Genomic DNA, 21,665 nt, shown 5'->3' on the forward strand with positions numbered 1-21,665 from the left:
GATGTATAAATCTAAATATGCTTAACAGTCCTACTTTTTTATCTGCCGAGTGGCGAAAACTAGCACTTGCCAATTACGAAGTTGATAAAGAAATACTGCTAAAATATTTGCCCCCATTTACTGAGTTAGATGATTGGCAGGGCAAATACTATGTAAGTTTAGTAGGATTTATGTTTATGGATACTAAACTTCGTGGTTTCGGTATTCCGTTTCATATCAATTTCGAAGAAGTTAATTTGCGTTTTTATGTGAAATATAACGAAGCTGGAACTTGGAAAAGGGGAGTGGTTTTCGTCAAAGAAATCGTACCTAAACCTGCCATCACTTTTGTGGCCAATACCGTTTACAAAGAGAATTATCAAACTTTGCCCATGAAACATAAATGGGAACTTAACGATAATGGCTTGTTGATAGAGTATCTATGGAAGACTAAAAACTGGAATAAATTTTCTGTGACAGCAAATTCGACTTCAGAGATGATGGCAATAGGCAGCGAAGAAGAGTTTATTACTGAGCACTTTTGGGGTTATACCAAATTAGGACCCAATCTTACATCAGAATATGAAGTGCAACATCCCCGCTGGGAAGTTTATCCTGTTAAGGAATACGAAATAGATGTTGATTTTGGAGCGAATTACGGTAAAGACTTCGCATTTCTAACTAATGAAAATCCTGTTTCTGTAATGCTTGCAGAAGGTTCGCCAATAAATGTGTTGAAAGGTAAGAAGATTAGAGGTTAATTTATTTTCACTACCAAAAACTCAGTTCTTCTATTTTTTTGCTTTCCTTCGTCGGTTGCATTGTCAAAAGCAGGTTGAGTTTCTCCATAACCTTTATAGTTGAGCTGTTTTTTATCGATACCGTTGCTAACCAAATAATCGTAAACTGCTTTTGCTCTATTTTCAGATAGTTTTTGGTTTGCTTTTACCTCGCCAACATTGTCTGTATGACCTTGAATTTCAATCACCATATTGGGATTGCTCTTCAAAAGATCTGAAAGGATGTTGAGTTCTACTAAAGATGTGGGAAGCAAATCAAATTTATTGGTGTCGAAAAATATGTTGTTAAGTAAAACCTTACTGCCCACTTTAATTTTATCTAGTAGAATTTCTAGCTCAAACGGTTTATTCGCATCAGTAGGTTTAATATCAAAATGTTTAGAATAAAGTAAGTATCCATCAGCAAATGCACTAAAAGAATAGCTTTCGTTTGCCGGCATCACTGCCATAAAATCTCCAGTTACTTTATCTGTTATCTCGTTGTAAGCTGCTGCGTTGTTTTTTAAATTGATTACTAGCACAGAAGCTTCCAAGGTTTCCTTAGTTTCACTATCTCTTACAATTCCTTTTACATAGGTTACCAGTTCAGGTTTAAGTTTTTCAGGAAGTTTGAAGCGATAGATGTCTACGTCACCAAAACCACCATCCAAATCAGACGAAAACAGACCTTCCTTGCCATCCGCACTCACAATAAAGCCAAATTCATCATTAAAAGTATTGATGGGGTAGCCTAAGTTCGTAGCTTTTGAAAAAGTTCCATCACTTTGTAACTTACTGTAGAAAATGTCCTTTTGTCCCAACCCTGGCCAACCATCAGAAGAAAAGTACAATGTTTTCCCGTCTGGGTGGATAAATGGGGTAGCTTCGTCATAAGGTGTGTTCACATTAGGTCCTAAATTGGTTGGAGTGGTCCAGTAACCTTCATCGTCCATTGTCGATTTCCAAATGTCATAACCGCCAAAGCCTCCAGGTCGGTTGCTCAAAAAGTAAAGAGTACTTCCATCGGCACTAATAGAAGGTTGTGATTCCCATTCACCTGTATTAATAGTTTGCCCTAAATTGATTGGTTTGCTCCAGTCGTTTCCCTCTCTTCTACAAACATAAATATCACATCTTCCCAAGCCATCAGGTCGGTTACAGCCGGTAAAGAATAAATATCTGCCATCGGGCGATATCGATTGTGCGCCTTCATTAAAGTTCACCGTATTGATATTATCACTCAACGATTTCGCTTGCTGCCATTCTCCATTTTTTTTTACTGAAGTGTAGAAATCTTCATTTCCTTTTACATTTCTGGTGAAAATAATGGTCTGTCCATCGGCAGTTAAAGCAGGGAAGTAATCGCGGTATTCGCTGTTCACATAAAACCCCATGTTAAAGGGTTCATACGGAACCGGTTTTTTTATGGCGTCTATGGAAAAATTACAATCTAAAATGTACTTCTTTGCCTTATCGGTAAATTTTGGATCTACGTTAGTAGCTTTACTTAAAAAGTTCTCAAAGTTCTGTTTAGCTTGTACGTAATCGCCAGTTTGAAGTTCTGTCTCTGCTAGAATAAAATAAGTGTTAGGGTTTTCTATTGGAGCAGAATTTACGGCCAACCTATAGTTTTCTTTAGCTTTTTGTGTGTTTCTTAGCCTTTTGTAAATATCGCCCAGTTGTAAGTAAGCATTTTGAAATTTAGGATCGGCTTTTATGGCCTCAGTAAGATGCTTAATTGCTTCATCAAAAACGTTCTGTCTTACATACTGCTGGGCATCTTCAAAACTATTTTGCGCTTTTTTAATTGTAGATTGACTATAGACAAGATTGCTGAAGCAAAATAATAATAGAAAGAGGTAACTGCGCATATAAAAAGTTGATAGTTTATATTGATGATAAATTATGGGGCACTACAAGTTAACAACAATAAAACAATTTATCAATCTAACAATTAAACTAAGGAATGTTTAAGTATTTGTGCGTTTGCAAGGAAATTTCCCATTTTGGATTGGCCATTACGTAGTCGATAATTAAAGGCGTAATTGTTTGTGCCTTCGACCATTCTGGCTGTAGATATAATTTGCAGTTAGGTCCCACCATCTCTGCGTATTTTTCTGCCCATTCAAAGTCACTTTTGTTAAAGACAATAACTTTCAATTCGTTTGCGAAAGGAGCAATGTCGGGGCGTGGAGCTTTAAATTTCTTTGGAGAAAGGCAAATCCAATCCCAAGAACCCGAAAGGGGATAAGCGCCAGAAGTTTCAATGAAAGTTAGGATATCTTTATTTTGAAGTTCTTTGGTGAGGTAATCGAGGTTGTAAATTAAGGGCTCGCCGCCAGTAACTACTACCGCTTTTCCGGGAAATGTTGTTGCTTTTGCTACAATATCATCACTTAGCGTTAACGGATGAAGCTCTGCATCCCAACTTTCTTTAACATCACACCAATGGCAGCCCACATCACAACCTCCTAAACGAATGAAATAAGCAGCTTTACCTGTGTTATAGCCTTCGCCTTGAATGGTATAAAATTCTTCCATTAAAGGAAGTAAAGTGCCGTCTTCTGGAATTTGATGTGCCATAAATTTTGAGGTCGCAAAGTTAATTAATTATGGCAGAATATGGTAATCTGTGTATCTTGCCTAGATTAATATGACAGCAATATGAAGTGGATAAAATTAGATGTAGAATTGCCTGAAGATGATTTCGTTAAGATGATTAAGGTAGATGGGAAGAAATTATGTCTGGTTAGGCATCAAAATAAACTTCATGCACTGCAAAATAGCTGTCCACATGCTGGTGGTATTTTAAGTGGCGGCTGGTGTAAAAATGGACATATTATTTGCCCGCTTCATCGTTACGAATACAATTTGGAAACAGGTAAAGGTTTGGCAGGTCAAAACGATTATGTAGATGTTTATCCAATAGAGGAGAGAGAAGACGGTGTGTATGTTGGCTTACCAGAGGGATTTTGGAAACGATTGTTTAGTTGACTTGAGTTTGGGTAACCTATTTCTGAAATAAGCCCAAATATCTAAAAATATATTTTTAAGCTCACCGCCGCTGGGCTCTTACTTTTTTCAGGTTTGTTTTATTAGCTGTCGGTCTTCAAGCTTTCGCTAACGCTCAGGTTTGACCGCAAAAAGTAACAAAACCGGAGTTTACGGAGCTCATCAGCTTTGCTGATAAACTCTCGGTTGCTTATTTTTCTTTTAAAGATTGTGCTTTGGCTGATTCGTGCAATCCGAAAAATAAGAGACTGAAGATTAGCTGAACGAAGATTTGAAGCACTATCGCTAGCAAATAACTCAATCTTTCGCCATTAAATCATATTAGTTAAGCAGATGCTTATCAAAGAAGTTTTTGCAAGAAAGCACTTCAATTTCTGAAAAGTAAAAGTCTTCAATATCTTCTGTCACGATGCAATTGCACCGCACTGATTTTGCAGCATAGTATTCTAATCCATCCTCGAAATCATTAATTTTCTTGTTAGAAAGGGTAGAAGTAACGCCATCGCTTACATTATCTGCAATTTTTATGTGCTGGCATAAAATGGAAATTTTTTCTTTGGCGGTAGTTTTATTCTTCTTTTCTGCAAAATAAAAGGCAATAGCTAGGCACATAGGAGAGGTGTAAACTTCAAATTTTGGATGGCTAGCCAAGCTTAGTATCCTCGATGAATAATTGAACAAAGGAAACTCCTTATTCAAAACAGAAACCAATACATTGGCATCTAAGAAAATCCTCGTCATTATTTAGATTTTTTAGAGCCAAAGAACTCGTTTTTTAAATCTTTTCTTGATGTTTTTGGTGTGCGCTTGTATTCTACTTCGCCTTCGGCAACCATACTTACCCAATCACTTATCGGAAAATCTTCTAGTGATTTATATTGCTTGGAGGTAACTTGCGTAAGTAAATACTCAATTAAACGAGATAAACTAATGTTATTTGCAGCAGCATATTTCTTTGCCTTTTCTACAACATCCTGATTAAAACTTAAAGTTAGTTTGGTGTCCATATTTACCTCCGTTTCTAATTATAAAACAAAGATAAATTTAATACGTGTAAATAAAAATAGTTATACGTGTTTTATTCCTGGAACGAATAAGGAATTTTTGTAAATAACCACCTAGGAAGCCTTAGTTTACCTAAGGATGCAATTGGAAACTAAAATGTACTAAGGTGTCTTAGGTGGTTAAAAATCATCGAAAATCTCTGTATTTGGAGCAAAATATCTAAACGAACATATTCAAAGATTTCTCTCCCGTACATACGGGATTGCACTCCAGTCGAAATGACGACCGTGCAAAAAAAAACTCCCCTTTAGGGGCTGGAGGCTTAATAAATCTCTTTTCTAGCCGACGCTAAAGTATTCTTCAACAAACCCACAATAGTCATTAAACCTACGCCACCCGGAACAGGAGTGATATAAGAAGATTTCGGAGCTACATTGTCGAAATCTACATCGCCATAAAGCTTAAAACCAGATTTAGTTTCAGTAGAAGTTTCTCTGTTGATACCCACATCAATTACAATAGCGCCAGTTTTAACCATATCGGCAGTAATGAAGTTCTTCTTGCCGATAGCTGCAATGATGATATCACCTTGCAAAACTTGTTCCTTTAAATCTTTAGTTCTACTGTGGGTTAAAGTTACAGTACAGTTCCCCGGATTAGCATTGCGAGCCATCAAAACGCTCATCGGACCACCTACGATATTACTTCTACCAACTACCACGCAATGCATTCCAGTAGTATCAATATTGTAAGCTTGTAACATTAGCAAAATACCGTAAGGAGTAGCTGGAATGTAACAAGGCAAATTACGCATCATTCTGCCCAAGTTAATAGGGTGGAAGCCATCAACATCTTTCTTCGGGTCAATTGCTTCAGTTACTTTCTCTGGGTCGATGTGTTTAGGTAAAGGCAATTGCACAATTAGACCATCCACATCTGCATCAGCGTTAATTTCTCTAACCTTTTCTAAAAGCTCGGCTTCGGTTACAGAGTTATCATAACGATATAAAGAAGATTTAAAGCCAACTTTCTCGCAGTTCTTCATCTTGCTAGCCACGTAGGTTTCGCTGCCACCATCATTACCAACTAAAATGGCAACCAAATGAGGTTTTCTACCTGTTTCTGCTAAAAATTGAGCTGCTTCTTCCGCTATTTGTACTTTAACTTGTTCTGATACGTATTTTCCGTCTAGTAATTGCATTTAGTATTGAGTATAGCGTATTGGGTATTGAGACATAACGGCTTATTGCAAATCGCAATACGCTTATCGCAATACGCAATACTAGGTTAATCTAATTTTAAAACAGCCATAAACGCCGTCTGTGGAATTTCTACGTTACCCACCTGACGCATACGTTTTTTACCTTTTTTCTGTTTCTCTAATAATTTACGTTTACGAGAAATATCACCGCCGTAACACTTGGCAGTTACATCTTTACGTAAAGCACTTAAAGTTTCTCTAGCGATAACTTTAGCACCAATAGAAGCCTGTATTTTAATTTCAAATTGTTGACGAGGGATTAGCTCTCTCAACTTTTCGCAAATCTTTTTGCCAAAATCGTAAGCGTTACTACGGTGGATTAATGATGATAAAGCATCAACAGGCTCTTCGTTTAAAAGCATATCTAAACGTACCAAATCAGATTTTCTGTAACCAGTTTGGTGGTAATCGAAAGAAGCATATCCTTTAGAAATGGTCTTCAATTTATCGTAGAAATCAAATACAATTTCGCCCATTGGCATTTCGAAAATCAGCTCAACTCTGTCAGAGGTTAAATAAGATTGGTTAACGATGATACCTCTCTTTTGAATACAAAGCGACATTACCGGACCAACAAATTCTGCCTTGGTAATGATATTCGCTTTAATAAACGGCTCTTCAACTCTGTCTAACTTACTTGGGTCTGGTAAATCTGATGGGTTGTTTACAATGATTTCATCACTTTTAGTGGTATAAGCTTTGTAAGATACGTTGGGAACCGTAGTAATTACCGTCATATCGAACTCACGCTCTAAACGCTCTTGGATAATCTCCATGTGCAGCATCCCTAAGAAACCGCAACGGAAACCAAAACCTAAAGCTGCAGAACTTTCTGGCTCAAAAACAATCGAAGCATCGTTCAATTGCAGTTTGTGCATTGCCTCTCTTAGTTCTTCATATTCGTCAGTATCCACTGGATAAATACCCGCAAATACCATCGGTTTTACCTCTTCAAAACCTTGAATTGCCTCTAAAGCAGGCCTAGCAACAGTGGTAATCGTATCACCAACTTTTACCTCACGAGCTTCTTTAATACCTGAAATGATATAGCCTACATCACCAGTTTTAACCGAAGTTCGTGGCGACATATCCAATTTCAAAATACCAACCTCATCAGCTAAATATTCTTTACCAGTGTTGATGAACTTAACTTTATCGCCTTTTTTAATTTCGCCGTGTACAACTTTAAAATAGGCGATAATTCCTCTAAAAGAGTTAAAAACGCTATCAAAAATCAGAGCTTGTAAAGGCGCTTCAGGCTCGCCAACTGGTGCAGGTACTCTATCTACAATAGCTTGCAAAATATCAGGAATACCCATGCCTGTTTTACCAGACGCAGGGATAATATCTTCACGTTTGCAGCCAATTAAATCAATGATTTGGTCTTTCACTTCCTCTGGCATTGCACCAGGTAAATCCATTTTATTTAAGATTGGAATAATCTCTAAATCGTGCTCTAAAGCCAAATAAAGGTTAGAAATGGTTTGTGCCTGTATACCTTGCGAAGCATCTACAATTAGCAAAGCACCCTCGCAGGCAGCAATAGAACGCGAAACTTCGTAAGAAAAATCTACGTGTCCCGGCGTATCAATTAGGTTAAATACAAACTCTTCATTACCAACTTTATAGTTCATTTGTATCGCATGACTTTTAATAGTAATGCCACGCTCACGCTCCAAATCCATGTTGTCCAACAATTGCGCCTGTGCTTCACGCTGCGAAATAGTGTTGGTATATTCTAATAAACGGTCAGCCAAAGTGCTTTTACCGTGGTCAATATGTGCAATTATGCAGAAATTACGTATATTCTTCATCTTTGTGCAAAGATATGTTTTTTAAGCGAAAAAAATTGCTTGAAAATAGCCTCCGTATTTCTTTCTGTTTCCCATAAAAATATATCTTTGAGCTTATCTACTTATCGAAATTTCACAGAAATGTTTTTCATATTCTTCATTATTTTCTTTGTCAGCAAAGCCAATAGCTACGTCGAAAAAGATACTTCAATCACTACGCTTTCCGAAGTAAGAAATGCAAAGGCACTGCCAAATTATCTTCCATTTGTTTTTCATGTAGTTATTGCCTTACTTGTGGTAACAACCTTGTTTTCGTACAATTTACTCAGCGAAGAAAGGGTAGACATTCTTATCAACGACATTTCGTTTCAGTTTTATTCTACACTGTTGTTGGTAATTATTGGTTTAATCAGTCCGTTTACGAAACTGCGACTAGAAACTGCCGAAAAATTACAAAGTTTATCTACCACCATCGATAACCCAATTTTAAACTGGTTTGCAGAAGGCAACAACTTGCGTTTGGTAAAGATTATCGCTTGTATTGCTATCGTCTTTTACTTCGTTTACAACAAGTTTATCACACTCCCCAATCTAAACGACAGCCTGTCTTCTGGTCTTGCTATTTTTCTGATTTTCTTTTACCTTTTTAATAATTTAGTGCAGCTATTTCGTAATCCAACACAATTTCGCAAAAGCAACATGCTCCGACTTCGTGTGCTGTTTAATTCTATCAAAACAACTTTCTTTGTCTTAATAGGTACCGTAGTTTTAATATTTATACCTTCAGCAATTATGGGTTTAAAGTTTGTTGATGATTTTAATCCTTTGGTTATCGCATTGCTCGGTTACAACATTATCATGGCGCACAATGAGTATAAGGTTCTGAAGCTTTTGCATCAATCGAATAATTAGAAAAGCAGTTTTGTGGTTCTTCTGGAACGAAAGTCCGGCTTTTCGTTATTATCTTTTTGTCTACGGTACAAGAAAAACTTCGTAAGTTTTTAAAACTTACGAAGTTTCTACAACGCAATAGCACCAAAAAGTATAACCACTTCAATCCGGTTTATTGCACAAAAACCTTTGCTACTATTTACGGTTGATTAAACCTCGCTTAAAGAAATGGTTAAAACCAATAAATGTCGTTTTCATCCCCCTGCCTCCTCGAAGAGGGGGATATGCAAAATGTCTAGGCTGTACGTGTCCCCCTTTGGAGGGGGATTAAAGGGGGAGGAATGAGATGTGTCCAAACGATTGAATTAAAACCGTAGGCTAATGAATAATGTCTTTTGCCAACCGTTTCGACGGTTTTATTCTACTACTTTCATCCTCGAAAACGGATAACCATTACACCCTTTTCTTGGATTTTTTCTATCGGCAGCGGCAGTTTGTTCAGCTTCCTTATCGGTCAGTGCTTTATAAGAAGTTAAACAAAATCCCCAATGCCAAGGTGCCATTCCTTCAAAAGTCATGAAATCTATACGGGTATATTTGTTTTCGTCAGCTTTGTGACCGCTGCCATTTTTAGCAATTAGGTATTGCTCTTTCTCATTCCACTTAATGATATGGTATTTGATATTCGGATGCTGTATCCAAAGCGTATCGTTGATGGTATACTTGATACCATAATCATCAGCAAAATCGCCTTTGGCAAAGCTAGGCGCATTTTTTTGCGACCAAGCGGCAATTGGAAATAATAGAAATATCAAAAGTAATCTCATTATTGTTTAAGTTTAGTGAAGAATAATATTAGCCAAACAACTACGAGTAGCATCGCAATGCCTCTCAATAGACTTGCATAATCAACTATGTAATAAGTGTCGTGAAACTCGAAAGCGAAATTACTAGCTACTACCAGTAGCGTAGCCGCCGAAATTAAAAGCGTCTTTTTCATAATCCTTTCAATAATTCTGATAGTTCCCTTACCTTATCAACATCAGTTTGTTCATGGCTAAACTCATCTGTGTCACTGCCACCCATTTTACTTACTTCGTTTCTAAATTGCATTTTACTCGCTACAACCGATTTAGCCGTAGTATGAAAACTTTTAGCACCTGTAATTCGAGCAATTTCAGCAATATTTGTAGCATTTACACCAGCACCTGGCATAATTTCAATCCGTTCTTCGGCTTGTAAAACTAGCTTTGCCAATTCACTTGCACCAACAAAAGCGTTCTCTTTTCCGCCCGAAGTTAAAACCCTAACAAAGCCTAAATCGATGAGAGTTTCCAAAGATTTACTCAAATCATTGCTCATATCAAAAGCTCTGTGAAAAGCTACTGGCATAGGAGAGGCGGCTTCAATAATTTTAGCACAACGTAGCTTATCTATTCTGCCGTTTGTTAGCAAAACTCCGGTAACAATACCATCACACCCAATCTGCTTACAGAAAGCTATATCTTCTAAAATGCTTTCAAATTCAGCATCACTGTATAAAAAATCCCCACCTCGTGGACGGATTAAAGGCCAAATTTCTAACTGTAAATTTTCTACACACCATTTAATTTGTCCGTAACTTGGTGTAGTACCACCTTCAGCTAAGTTAGTGCAGAGCTCAATTCTATGTGCGCCACCTTTTTCTGCTGCAATGGCAGATGCTACAGAGTTAGCGCAAATTTCTAACCCCAAACCCCTAAAGGGGCTTTTATTGTTACGCTCCATATTCCGTCATTAGCAAAATTTTATTCTGCATCATCAACTAAACCAAGAACTCTCCAACCATCAGCAGTTTTAGAAGTGCCTAAACGCTGCACAGATTTTCCTCCATCAGGAAACCAACAAACCTCCGTAATTATCCAGTAATTTTCATTCACTTTCTCTCTATTGGGAAAAGCACGTTTTACATCGCTAAAATTTGGCCATTCGCCTTCTGCAGTATGTTTGATAAAACTTAGTTCTAAAACTTCTGCAGTTTGTTTAATAATATCCTCATCGATGATATCGTTATCCAAAATCGATAGCATCAGCTTTGCTTCTATATAAAAATCTTTGCAAGCTATAGCCTTGTCTATATTTTGCTCATCGTAAGCATTTTCTAAGGAAAGTATTGCCCCTTCCGGAGTTTCAAAATTAGCTTTGAAATAATCAATTCCCTCGTCTATGTACATTCCTACACTTTGGTCAAATTCATGCTTTTTATCATCAGGAATACCATCTCTAATAGCTCTAAGTGTATAACCACCAACCAATCTTCTGCCTTCAATAATCATCCAATCGGAAATAAAATCTCTATCGATACCTATTTTTTGGTCCAGTTTAACTGTTTTTACATCAACGGGTTCATTGCCAACTGTTCCAAATAAGTTTCCATCTTCATCAAAATGAGGTTCTGTTAACCAAATGTGTTCTCCAGTTTCGCCATCCATAATGCAGACTTTTATAGAGAAGTATACTTGGTAAGGTTGCGGATTTTTCAAGCTTTCCTCAAAATACCACAATGTTAAATTGGCCTTTTCTATAGCCCAATTCATTCTTTCGTCTTCGTTCTCGATGTAAACCATACTTGGCTCGCCTTCGCGGTCGACAACTTTTTTCTTGCCGAAAATTTTAGATAATAATCCCATATGTTTTTCTTTTTTAGGTAGATATAACCCCTAAATCCCCTAAAGGGGACTTCTCATTTCTATCGTATATATTTGTAGTATACTCGTAAGTGCTTTTTAAGAGATTTTAGAGGATTGAGTTAATAATGACTTTTACCTTTAACAATTAAATCTTGTTTTTGGTTATCGCAAACGGCAAATGAAAAGCCTTTTTGAATAGCATAAGCACCATATTCGCCATTTTTATTGAGTGCTAAAAAGCCGACTTGTAAATCTTTAGTGCTATTTTTTTTCTTTTTGATGATGCGCATTACTGCTTCTTTACAAGCTTCTTCTGGCGAGTAGCCTTGTCGCATTAGCTCTACAACCAAGAATGATCCTACGTTGCGCACCACTTCTTCGCCAACGCCAGTCGCAGTAGCACCACCAACTTCATTATCGATGTACAAACCAGCGCCAATAATTGGACTATCGCCAATACGGCCGTGTAATTTATATGCCATTCCGCTTGTGGTACAAGCTCCAGCTAAATTTCCATGGCTATCTAAAGCCAACATGCCGATAGTATCATGGTTGTATTGATTGCCAGGGAGTTTTTCTGGCGCAGCCTTGAGAGCGTTGTCGTATAATTTATTTTCGATATTGCTAGTTGGTGAATATTTGGCAGTTTTTAACCATTTTTCCCAAGCTTTCTTACTGCTTTCTGTGAGTAGATTTTCTTTTTTAAATCCTTGCTCTAATGCAAATTGTAATGCTCCATCTCCAGCAAGCATTACGTGTGGCGTTTTCTCCATCACTAAACGAGCTACAGAAATTGGGTGTTTAATTTGCTCTAAAGCTAGCACAGCACCGCAATTGCTCAAATGGTCCATAATGCAGGCATCTAAGGTAACAATGCCATCTCTATCAGGTAAACCACCGTAACCTACAGATTGATTTTTAACATCAGCCTCTGCTACTTTAACGCCATTTTCTACAGCATCTAATGCTTTGCCATTTGTGCTTAATACTTTCCAAGCATCGGCGTTTGCTGCAACGCCAAAATCCCATGTAGAGATAACGATAGGTTGGTTTACGCTGCCGCTTTTAGTGGTGCAGGCTTTGCTTAATGCTACAGCCGCCGCAGATAGCGCAGTGGTTTGGATAAATTTCCTTCTATTATACATCGACTAAGTTAGTTGATGTCAAAATCGTCAGAATCTTTTAAAAATGGAAATTGTCGTCTAATTTTTTCTAACTCAGGATAATTTATGCTGAAAGTGTAAAGGTCTTCATCCTCAGGTTTATAATAAATAGTATTGCCTAATGGATCAATACACATTGAGTGACCACTGTGATAAATTTGGTTGCCATCGTGCCCTACACGGTTTACGCCAATTACGTAGCTTTGGTTTTCAATTGCTCTAGCATGAATTAAAGTTCTCCAGTGCGAAGAACGTTTATCTGGCCAGCTAGCAACCAATAGAAGGATATCGTAAGCTGCGTTTTTATTGCGCAACCATACAGGGAAACGTAAATCGTAACAAATAGCTAATCTAATTTTCCAACCTTTTAATTCTACTATTACAGGTTCGGTGCCAGGAGCAAAGTGTTTGTCTTCGTCGCCTAAACCAAAAAGATGGTGCTTGTCGTAATGTTGGCAATCCCCATCGGGTTTTACCCAAACCATTCTGTTGTAGTATTTGCCGTCTTCTTTAATAATTAAGCTTCCCGTAACTACACAATCGTAATCTTTTGCCGTTTTTTTAATCCACTGCATGGTTCTGCCATCCATATCTTCCGCCAAATCTTCGGCCCTCATGGTAAAACCAGTGTTAAACATTTCTGGCAATACAATTAAATCGGTTTTTTCTCGAACTCCGCCCGATAATCTTAAGCCAATATTTTGCAAGTTCTTTTCTATGTTCTCCCAGAATAGGTAGGCCTGAAAAACGGTGACTTTTAGGTTTTGGATGTTGAGGTAATGTGGTTCCATGAGCGAGTGATATATCTATCTATAATTTTGTTAATTTTTCTACCGCTTTTTCTAATGTGCTATTCTCTTTCGCAAAACAGAAACGTAAAATTTTATTGTCGATGTTTTTACTATAAAAAGCAGAAACTGGAATGGTTGCTACGCCATATTCAGTAACTAATTTTTCTGCAAATTCGGTGTCTTTTTCGGTACTGATGTTTCGGTAGCTTACACATTGGAAATAAGACCCCTTGCATGGCAAGAGTTCAAATTTAGTTTCGCTAAGTAGTTGTTGGAAAAAATCTCTTTTCTGCTGAAAAAAGACAGGTATTTCATGATAGATGTTGCTCGATTTTAAATAATTGCTAATGCCTACTTGCATAGGAGTATTAACGCTGAAAACATTAAATTGGTGTACTTTCCTAAATTCTGTCATCAGTTTAGCTGGAGCTAGACAGTAGCCAACTTTCCACCCCGTAGTATGTAAAAGTTTTCCAAAAGACGCTACAATGAAGCTTCTTTCTGCTAATTCTGGATATAAAGCTACACTTTGATGTTGCTCGCCATCGAAAATAATATGCTCGTAAACTTCATCACTCAAAATAATGATATCGGTTTCTTTTGTGAGTTTAATTAAGGCATCGATATCTTCTTTTCGCAAAATACTTCCGGTTGGGTTATGCGGCGAATTGATGATAATCATTTTGGTATTGGCACTGAAAAGCTTTTTCACCATCTCCCAATCAATTTTATAATCTGGAGCTTGAAGTTCGAAAGGCTTTACCAAACCACCTAATAATTTGATGGTTGGACCGTAACAATCATAAGCTGGCTCGAAAATAATAACCTCGTCGCCAGCGGTAATGAAGGTATTGATTGCTGTGAAAATTGCTTGTGTACCGCCAGCAGTTATGGTAATTTCGGTTTCAGGATGGTATTTTGCATTGTAAAAACTTTCCATCTTTTCTGCAATTTTTTCTCGCAACGGAAGGTAACCAGCCATAGGAGCATACTGGTTAAAACCATCTTTCATGGCTTGGTTAATGGCAGAGGTTAGTTTTTCATCTGTACCATAGTCTGGAAAGCCTTGTGATAAATTGGTGGCTTGGTGGTCTGCGGCAAGTTTAGACATTACCGAAAAAATAGTAGTGCCTACGGTAGGTAGTTTAGAATTAATAGTAATCATCTGATACGAAAATAAGAAAATATAGCTTTAGATTAGCCACAGATACACAGATAAAAATGATAAATTATCGTAACAGAATATCTGTGCATTTGTGGCTGAATTATTTTTGCTATTTTAGTTTCTTATGACATTCAAAACCAAAGAAAGCAGACTGCTATTGATATTAGGTTCATTTTTTGTTGCAAATACCTTAATGTCGGAGTTTATTGGCGTAAAGATATTTTCGGTAGAAGGTATGCTGGGGATAAAAAAGTTCGATATCGATTTGTTTGGTGTGCCTAATCTATCTTACAATATGTCTGCAGGTGTGCTTACTTGGCCCATCGTTTTCATCATGACAGATATTATCAATGAGTATTTTGGTGTAAAACAGGTACGCTTTCTCTCCATATTAACTGCTATTTTAATCAGCTTTGCATTTTTTGTGGTTTGGATGGCCATAAAACTAGAACCTGCAGATTTTTGGTTAACCCAAGAAGTAAATGGGCAACAACTGAGTATGCCTAATGCTTTTAATGCAATTTTTGGTCAGGGGATGTGGATTATTGTTGGATCTATTACTGCGTTTTTAATTGGACAGATGGTAGATGTACTGATTTTCCATCGTATTAAGAAGTTCACTGGAGAAAAAGCGCTTTGGTTGCGAGCCACAGGATCAACTGTAGTTTCTCAATTGATTGACAGTTTCGTAGTGATTTTCATCGCTTTCTATTTAAATCCGGCTTACCACTGGAGCTGGCAAATGGTAGCAGCCATTGGCTTGGTAGGATATACATACAAGTTTATCGTAGCATTGCTAATGACACCTATTTTGTATGTAGTTCATGCTATTATCGATAAATATTTGGGTAAAGATCTGTCTAGTAGAATGGTTAAAATGGCTGCAAGAGGATAGCTGATGGAAGAGAAAACTATTTTGGCATTAACTTTTATCAGAAACGTGGTAGCTGATTTACCTCAGGCAGAAGAACGGCTGCTTTTTGATACCCCAGCATTTTACGCTGGCAAAAACATCTTTGCTCGTTTAAAAGAAGACGAAGAAAATTTCGTCATTTATACCGAAGAGAGAGAAAAATGGATGCAGAAAGATTCTAATATATTCTTTATTACACCACATTTTTTAAAGTATAAATATATGCTGGTTAATTTAGATGGCGTAGCGCCAAACGATTTGAAAGAGCTGCTGATAACCGCTTGGAAACAAAGAACAAGTAAAACATTGCTGAAGAAATATCTCAGCGATAAAGCGCTTTAAACAAAACATCTGCTTCTGCGTTTTATACCAAAAAATGTATAATGGCAGATGGCTTTAAAAATTTCGAAAAAATTTTATTAGGCGAAGAGGACTGGAGTTTTATACCAGAAATCATGTTTCGTACCTTAATCATGTACTTAGTTGTATTGGTTGGTTTAAGGGTATTGGGTAAGCGGGGAGTAAGGCAACTTTCCATTTTCGAATTGGTTGTCATTATTAGCTTAGGTTCTGCCGCAGGAGATCCAATGTTTTACAAGGAAGTTGGAGTGGTATCTGCAATTGCAGTTTTTACGGTGGTCATAATTGCTTATAGAGCCACGGCTCATTTCGTTAATAAAAATAAGAAACTTGAGGTTTTGCTGGAGGGGAAATGCACTTGTGTAATTGAAAATGGAAGGTTTGCGATTGAAAATTTTGAGAAGGAGAATTTAGCTCAAGATGAATTCTTCGCAGAGCTAAGGTTGAAAGGTATTTCACATTTGGGGCAAGTAAAATTAGCTATTTTAGAAACTAATGGGAGTATATCTGTATTTTATTATAAAGATGATGATGTGAAATATGGTTTGCCAATTCTGCCAGCTTTATTTTGCAATAAGGCACAAGAAATTAAATACAGAGACTATTATTCTTGCAGTTTTTGCGGACTTACCCAATTATCTGAGCCAGCTCCAAAACAAATGTGTAGGTGCTGTAAAAAGGATAAGTGGGTTAAGGCAATCAGTATTTTAAGGGTAACTTAAAGCGTAACAATGCTATCGTAATTTCAACTTTTTAATATAAAAAAACATTAATTTGCGGCGTTATTTGTGAGTATATGATTTTTTATTTGTTGTACTACGGTGTAGAAAGCTTTAAGTTTAATCAAAATGATTTTGATGAATTGTTGAAGCAGGCTAGGGAAAGAAACGAAAGTTTAGCAGTTACTGGTAAATTGATTTATTGTGAGGGAACTTTTATTCAAGTGCTAGAAGGTACTGAGAAAAATGTGCTAGATATTTATGCTTCTATAAAGGTTGATAAGCGACTAATTGCTACAAAAGTTGTTACAACGGGTACGGTAGAAAAGCGGTATTTCAAAAATTGGAGTATGGATTTTGATGAGGTTACGCTAAGCACAATCAACGAGTTAGAAAACTGCACCCATCCGAACGTTACAGCATATATTACCAATGCGCCAGCAATAAAATTATTGAAGCTACTGACAAATAGTAAGTAAATCCTATATTTCATTTAATACCTTAATTTTCTAGGAAATAATTAAATTAGGGTAATGAAAACCAATTATATAGCCTTGTCGGTGCCAATTTTCTTTATCCTTATTGGGATTGAGTTGGCCTACACCTTCTACAAAAAACTCAAATATTATCGTTTAAATGATTCGATAGCTAATCTCCATCAAGGTATTGGTTCGCAATTGGTTGGGCTGTTTGGTAAGTCGGTACTTTTTTTAGGATATCTGTACATTTTTGAGCATTGGCGGCTGTTCGAAATTCCAAATACCATCTGGACTTGGATTGTGCTTTTCATTGGGGTCGATTTTTTCTACTATTGGTTCCATAGAATGAGCCATCAAATTAATGCCTTGTGGGCGGCTCATATTGTGCACCATCAATCTGAGGAGTACAATTTAACGGTAGCTTTAAGGCAATCGTGGTTTCAGGGATGGTTTTCTTGGGTTTTCTACCTGCCGCTAGCATTAATAGGTTTCGATCCAATTATCTTCTTAACCCTAAGTTCGTTCAATACGCTTTATCAGTTTTGGATACACACCCGTACCATCAAGAGTATGGGTTTTTTGGAGTACGTCCTTAATACACCCTCGCACCATAGAGTGCATCATGGTTCTAATCCTAAATATATCGATAAAAACCATGCAGGCACTTTAATTATTTGGGATAGGTTGTTTGGCACTTTTCAGAAAGAAGAAGAAGAGGTTTACTACGGCATTACCAAACCTCTAGCAAGTTGGAACCCTGTTTGGGCGAACCTTCATTATTGGAAAGATTTGATTGAAACTGCAAAAAAATCGGATAACATTAGTGATAAAATAAGAGTATTTGTAAAACCTCCAGGTTGGTTTCCCGAAAAATTAGGAGGTTTTCAATATGCTCCCGAAATTGACGTAGTCAACTATCGTAAATTTCACACAGAAACCACCCTTAAGGTAATGATTTATGCTGTGCTGTTATTTCTAGTAGCACTGGCTTTAGGTTCATATCAGCTTTTTTATTTCGATAAATTAACTTTGTTAACCAATATCCTAATTGCTTCGTTTACGGTTTTAAGTATGCTAACCTGCGGTGCTTTATTGGAAAAGAAGCGGTGGTTTGTAGGTGCGGAATATTTACGGTATTTATTAGGCTTAGCAACCTTATACTTTCTATACCGTTTAGATTTTGAACTGATCTGGCTTTTGGGTTCGCTTGTCGTACATCTTTCTATGATGATCTATTTTTTTCTCATTAAATCAAAGTATCGAAATGCTTAAAAAATATCCTCAGTTTACCTTTGCTTTCGCTATTATCTTTTTTGCCGAGCTGATAGCGGTAACGAATAATTTAGCAGTAGTTAGGTTGTTTACGAAACCGATAATTACAATTTCGTTGATGTTGTTCCTCTATTTTGCTATCAAACGTGAAAGTAGGTTTACGAAGAAGGTCATTATTGGTTTGTTTTTTTCTTTGTTGGGCGATATTTTTTTAATGTTTGTGCACACCAATCAATTATTCTTTATGATGGGTTTAGGAGCATTCTTAATTGCCCATCTTTTTTATATCGCTGCCTTTTATTTAGATAGTACCAATAAAATGGAAGTTGAGAGAAGATACGTACTCCCGATTTTTTTGGTGTTTGGGTTTTTCTGTCTAGCTTATTACTACCTATTACGTCCTTATCTTGGCGATATGAATGTGCCAGTATTGGTTTATTCTTTTGTAATAACGATGATGGGAATAATGGCGGCTCTACGATATGGCAAAACCAATTTTAAAAGCTTTACTTGGATATTGATGGGTGCTATTTTCTTCATTGTTTCTGATTCTATCTTGGCGTATAATAAGTTTGTGGAGCGGATGGAAATTGGCGACCTGTTGGTAATGTCTACTTATATGGCGGCACAATTTCTAATTACAATGGGAACGGTGGAAAGAAAGTATGTGAAGAAGAATTGATGGGTTGATGTGGTTAATTGATCAAAGGTTAATTGTTTAAATTGGTTAATTGGTTAACTGTAAATTGCCCACTGAAAAATGAGAGTTGTCCAACTGAAAACTGCCTACTTCTCCTTATCCAATACCGTAAAAACTTGTACCAATCGTTCTCCATTTTGGTCTGTCAACGTCAATGTGTGCTTGCCAGGTTTTGGACTTAATGCAATTTGATGGAAGTTTTTGGTAGTCCCTACGTACTCTTCGTCGATATGCCAATGGATGGTGGCATTGTTGTTTCGATGTGCGACATTAAAAACTGCTTTCCCTCGGTTGCCATCAATCTCTAGTGGGATGTAAATGGATGCGTTAGCTTTTGGATAAATCATCTCCATTACAGCAGTTTGTTCTTGTTGGCAACCCTCCATAAAAAGTGGTAAAATTCGATATTCGGCATTTTTTGTTTTGTAGTAATACTCCATTGTTGGTGGTAAAACAAACCAACTTTTATGTTTCATCTGAGTTACACTATAGCATTGGTTGGTAACTTGATAAGTTTCAGCTGCATCTAAATGAATGAGCTTGTGGTAAGGACATAACGCTGTTTTTTCGCCAACTGGCGGTACCCATTGCACTAGTTTCGTTTCGCAAATAGGAGATGCTTTGTAACCACTTTGTTTACAAACTGCAATTCTTTTTAATTTAGTTTTAGGCATTTCGAACCATTTAGAACTCGGGAGTAGTCTGAAAACATCAAACATAAAAGGTGCAGCGGCTTCAATGCCAGTTAAACCGGGTCTGCCTTCGCCATCGGCATTACCCACCCAAACGCAAACCACATAATTAGGCGTTAAACCCACCGACCAAGCATCCCTAAAACCAAAACTGGTGCCGGTTTTCCATGCAATGCGTTGCGAAGAAGAGAATTGTTGCCATAAACCTTCATCTCCAGGGCGCATTACTTCCTCCATAGCATTAAATGTTGACCAAATAGTGCCGTGATCTAAAAGCGAGGTCGGTTCTATTACTTCTTCTGGTTTTTCTTGATCTTTGACGTAATAAGCAGAACCGTAATCAGCATTATTGTACTTGCCTTGATAATCATTGTAGTGGTTTAAAGTTCTAGCCATCCCCAAATAAGCGTTACTCAAATCCCACATAGTTACCTCGCTGCCGCCCAAAATTAACGACAGACCATAATGGTCGGCTGGTTTGTTTAAAGTGCTGAAATTGAATTTCTTGAGTTTATCGTAAAAACGTTCATACTTATATTGTTGCAGCATTTTTACCGCTGGAATGTTCAACGAACGACTTAAAGCTCTGTCGGCTGGAATGGCGCCATCGTAACCCAAATCGAAGTTTTGAGGCGAGTAACCGCCAATTTGTGTAGGAACATCAGAAATCAACGTTTGCGGCAAAATGAAACCGTCATTTAACATACTTGCGTACAATAGTGGTTTCAATGTACTTCCCGGACTTCGCCTAGCGCTAATCATATCCACATGGCTTTCCATTTCTTTTTGTTGTGGAAGATAGCAGTTACCCACGTAAGCAACTACGCTGCCGTTCTTAATGTTGATTACCAAAGCGGCTAAATTATTGATGCCGTTAGCAGCAAATTTTTGATGGTATTGTGCCGTTAAACGATTGAGTTCCTTTTGCAGATTCTCATCGATAGTAGAAGTAATTCGGGTAGTATTCACCTTCAAGGCTTTCATTTCATCCTTAAACCTGTTTAAAAGATGCGGCGCATTTTGTGGTAATGGGAGTGGAGCGCTAGGTATTGGTTCTGCTTTTGAAAGCTGTGCAGTCGCTCTATCTATAATTTTTTCCTCCACTAATTTATCTAGCAGGTTATTTCTTTTGATGATTAACCTACTTGCATTTTTACCTGGACGAACTAGGGAAGGACTGTTAGGCAAGACTGCTAGCGTAGCCATTTCGCCCCAAGATAGGTTTTCTGCGGGCCTACCATAATATCGCCAACTAGCAGCTTCCAAACCAACCACGTTGCTGCCAAAAGGAGCATTAGCCGCGTACAAAGTTAAAATTTCTTCTTTCGAATAGCTTACCTCAAATCGTACAGCCATCCACATCTCCGCTAGTTTTTGGAAAATGGTACGTTGCTTTTTTCTGGATAGCCTAATCACCTGCATACTCAAAGTACTAGCACCACTGGCTACAGATTTAGCCTGCATATTTTGACGGATAGCTCTAACAACTGCAATAAAATCAACCCCTAAATGATTGTAAAATCGTTTATCCTCAAAAGTGATGATACAATGCTTGAATTTTTCGGGTACACTATCGGCTAATGGAAAACGCCATTGGCCATCTTTTGCAATAGATGCACTTAATAATTCGCCATTACTAGCTTCTAATACATACGAAGTTGGGGTAATGAAAAGAGGTTTAGGTAACGAAAACCAGAAGAACAAAAGCAATACTGCAAATAGAATATCTACGTAAATAATTACTTTGAGTTGTTTTTTCATTTTTTTAAGCTCTTTCTCGTCATTCCCGCAGCTTGTCCCGACCATTCGGGATAGTCGGGAATCTTAAAGCGATGATAGGTTTATTGCATTACGATTCCGAAATAAATTCGGAATGACGACTTGGGAACGGTAATGCTGAAAACTCACAGGTAACAATTTCTTTCTTCCCTTGATATACAACCAAAGGAGGTAAGAACATGGAAAAAATAGTTACTTTAATCAAATTTTCTGCAGGTTTTGTAAGGTTTATAATGACTAATG

General features: G+C 37.3%; 23 protein-coding genes. 9 read left to right on the forward strand and 14 right to left on the reverse strand.

Going from position 1 to position 21,665, the window contains the following annotated elements; all coding sequences use genetic code 11:
* The first annotated feature begins 17 nt into the window (after nt 1-17).
* Nucleotides 18-740 (forward strand): DUF2071 domain-containing protein, encoded by a 723-nt coding sequence (locus REI64_RS01305; RefSeq protein WP_308848273.1) that lies wholly within the window; start codon nt 18-20, stop codon nt 738-740.
* Here the strand turns inward: REI64_RS01305 and REI64_RS01310 are convergent.
* On the reverse strand, nt 737-2,629 hold the full coding sequence (locus REI64_RS01310; protein WP_308848274.1) for an OmpA family protein: 1,893 nt from the start codon (nt 2,627-2,629) through the stop codon (nt 737-739). The two genes, REI64_RS01305 and REI64_RS01310, sit on opposite strands and share 4 nt — an antisense overlap.
* A gap of 88 nt (nt 2,630-2,717) precedes the next feature.
* Nucleotides 2,718-3,341 carry a 7-carboxy-7-deazaguanine synthase QueE gene (locus REI64_RS01315; RefSeq protein ID WP_308848275.1) on the reverse strand — a complete coding sequence of 208 codons (624 nt, stop codon included), beginning with the start codon at nt 3,339-3,341 and terminating at the stop codon, nt 2,718-2,720.
* Between the two features lie 81 nt (nt 3,342-3,422).
* Here REI64_RS01315 and REI64_RS01320 point away from each other — a divergent pair, with 81 nt between their 5' ends.
* Nucleotides 3,423-3,752, forward strand: a complete 330-nt coding sequence (locus REI64_RS01320) for a Rieske (2Fe-2S) protein (protein ID WP_308848276.1) — start codon at nt 3,423-3,425, stop codon at nt 3,750-3,752.
* A gap of 339 nt (nt 3,753-4,091) precedes the next feature.
* On the opposite strand, the gene REI64_RS01325 is transcribed toward REI64_RS01320, so the two are convergent.
* The 4 genes from REI64_RS01325 to lepA all read right to left on the reverse strand — a co-directional run bounded on the left by REI64_RS01325 (nt 4,092) and on the right by lepA (nt 7,850).
* Complete coding sequence (locus tag REI64_RS01325; RefSeq protein ID WP_308848277.1) at nt 4,092-4,511, reverse strand: PIN domain-containing protein; 420 nt, start codon at nt 4,509-4,511, stop codon at nt 4,092-4,094.
* Nucleotides 4,511-4,777 (reverse strand): DUF6364 family protein, encoded by a 267-nt coding sequence (locus tag REI64_RS01330; RefSeq protein WP_308848278.1) that lies wholly within the window; start codon nt 4,775-4,777, stop codon nt 4,511-4,513. The genes REI64_RS01325 and REI64_RS01330 overlap by 1 nt, the downstream gene beginning before the upstream one ends.
* A gap of 320 nt (nt 4,778-5,097) precedes the next feature.
* On the reverse strand, nt 5,098-5,976 hold the full coding sequence (locus tag REI64_RS01335) for a tetrahydrofolate dehydrogenase/cyclohydrolase catalytic domain-containing protein (protein WP_308848279.1): 879 nt from the start codon (nt 5,974-5,976) through the stop codon (nt 5,098-5,100).
* Between the two features lie 86 nt (nt 5,977-6,062).
* Nucleotides 6,063-7,850 (reverse strand): translation elongation factor 4, encoded by a 1,788-nt coding sequence (gene lepA, locus REI64_RS01340; RefSeq protein ID WP_308848280.1) that lies wholly within the window; start codon nt 7,848-7,850, stop codon nt 6,063-6,065.
* Between the two features lie 120 nt (nt 7,851-7,970).
* Here lepA and REI64_RS01345 point away from each other — a divergent pair, with 120 nt between their 5' ends.
* A complete protein-coding gene (locus REI64_RS01345; RefSeq protein ID WP_308848281.1) occupies nt 7,971-8,741 on the forward strand; it encodes a hypothetical protein in 771 nt (256 codons plus the stop codon).
* A 395-nt stretch (nt 8,742-9,136) separates the two neighbouring features.
* Here REI64_RS01345 and REI64_RS01350 read toward each other — a convergent pair whose 3' ends face one another.
* The 7 genes from REI64_RS01350 to REI64_RS01380 form a co-directional block, all read right to left on the reverse strand.
* Entirely contained in the window at nt 9,137-9,547 is a 411-nt protein-coding gene (locus tag REI64_RS01350; RefSeq protein WP_308848282.1) for a hypothetical protein, read from the reverse strand.
* The gene (locus REI64_RS01355) at nt 9,547-9,720 is read right to left on the reverse strand and encodes a hypothetical protein (RefSeq protein ID WP_308848283.1); all 174 of its coding nucleotides are present in this window, start codon (nt 9,718-9,720) and stop codon (nt 9,547-9,549) included. Before REI64_RS01355 ends, REI64_RS01350 begins: the two co-directional genes overlap by 1 nt.
* The gene (locus tag REI64_RS01360) at nt 9,717-10,487 is read right to left on the reverse strand and encodes a copper homeostasis protein CutC (RefSeq protein WP_308848284.1); all 771 of its coding nucleotides are present in this window, start codon (nt 10,485-10,487) and stop codon (nt 9,717-9,719) included. Before REI64_RS01360 ends, REI64_RS01355 begins: the two co-directional genes overlap by 4 nt.
* Before the next feature lie 20 nt (nt 10,488-10,507).
* Entirely contained in the window at nt 10,508-11,389 is an 882-nt protein-coding gene (locus REI64_RS01365; protein ID WP_308848285.1) for a DUF2314 domain-containing protein, read from the reverse strand.
* A 119-nt stretch (nt 11,390-11,508) separates the two neighbouring features.
* Nucleotides 11,509-12,534 carry a N(4)-(beta-N-acetylglucosaminyl)-L-asparaginase gene (locus REI64_RS01370; protein WP_308848286.1) on the reverse strand — a complete coding sequence of 342 codons (1,026 nt, stop codon included), beginning with the start codon at nt 12,532-12,534 and terminating at the stop codon, nt 11,509-11,511.
* Nucleotides 12,535-12,542: 8 nt separating this feature from the next.
* Nucleotides 12,543-13,343 (reverse strand): nitrilase family protein, encoded by an 801-nt coding sequence (locus REI64_RS01375; RefSeq protein ID WP_308848287.1) that lies wholly within the window; start codon nt 13,341-13,343, stop codon nt 12,543-12,545.
* Nucleotides 13,344-13,362: 19 nt separating this feature from the next.
* Nucleotides 13,363-14,508 (reverse strand): methionine aminotransferase, encoded by a 1,146-nt coding sequence (locus REI64_RS01380; RefSeq protein ID WP_308848288.1) that lies wholly within the window; start codon nt 14,506-14,508, stop codon nt 13,363-13,365.
* Nucleotides 14,509-14,632: 124 nt separating this feature from the next.
* Between REI64_RS01380 and REI64_RS01385 the strand changes: the two genes are divergently transcribed.
* The 6 genes from REI64_RS01385 to REI64_RS01410 all read left to right on the forward strand — a co-directional run bounded on the left by REI64_RS01385 (nt 14,633) and on the right by REI64_RS01410 (nt 18,933).
* The gene (locus tag REI64_RS01385; protein WP_308848289.1) at nt 14,633-15,403 is read left to right on the forward strand and encodes a queuosine precursor transporter; all 771 of its coding nucleotides are present in this window, start codon (nt 14,633-14,635) and stop codon (nt 15,401-15,403) included.
* Nucleotides 15,404-15,406: 3 nt separating this feature from the next.
* The gene (locus REI64_RS01390) at nt 15,407-15,763 is read left to right on the forward strand and encodes an MmcQ/YjbR family DNA-binding protein (protein WP_308848290.1); all 357 of its coding nucleotides are present in this window, start codon (nt 15,407-15,409) and stop codon (nt 15,761-15,763) included.
* A gap of 41 nt (nt 15,764-15,804) precedes the next feature.
* On the forward strand, nt 15,805-16,503 hold the full coding sequence (locus tag REI64_RS01395) for a YetF domain-containing protein (RefSeq protein ID WP_308848291.1): 699 nt from the start codon (nt 15,805-15,807) through the stop codon (nt 16,501-16,503).
* Between the two features lie 74 nt (nt 16,504-16,577).
* The gene (locus tag REI64_RS01400; RefSeq protein WP_308848292.1) at nt 16,578-16,979 is read left to right on the forward strand and encodes a BLUF domain-containing protein; all 402 of its coding nucleotides are present in this window, start codon (nt 16,578-16,580) and stop codon (nt 16,977-16,979) included.
* Nucleotides 16,980-17,033: 54 nt separating this feature from the next.
* Nucleotides 17,034-18,251, forward strand: a complete 1,218-nt coding sequence (locus REI64_RS01405) for a sterol desaturase family protein (RefSeq protein ID WP_308848293.1) — start codon at nt 17,034-17,036, stop codon at nt 18,249-18,251.
* The gene (locus tag REI64_RS01410) at nt 18,244-18,933 is read left to right on the forward strand and encodes a lysoplasmalogenase (protein ID WP_308848294.1); all 690 of its coding nucleotides are present in this window, start codon (nt 18,244-18,246) and stop codon (nt 18,931-18,933) included. The genes REI64_RS01405 and REI64_RS01410 overlap by 8 nt, the downstream gene beginning before the upstream one ends.
* Before the next feature lie 104 nt (nt 18,934-19,037).
* On the opposite strand, the gene pbpC is transcribed toward REI64_RS01410, so the two are convergent.
* Nucleotides 19,038-21,404 (reverse strand): penicillin-binding protein 1C, encoded by a 2,367-nt coding sequence (gene pbpC / locus REI64_RS01415; RefSeq protein ID WP_308848295.1) that lies wholly within the window; start codon nt 21,402-21,404, stop codon nt 19,038-19,040.
* Nucleotides 21,405-21,665: the final 261 nt, after the last annotated feature.

Source organism: Pedobacter sp., assembly GCF_031119335.1.
Classification (GTDB): domain Bacteria; phylum Bacteroidota; class Bacteroidia; order Sphingobacteriales; family Sphingobacteriaceae; genus Pedobacter.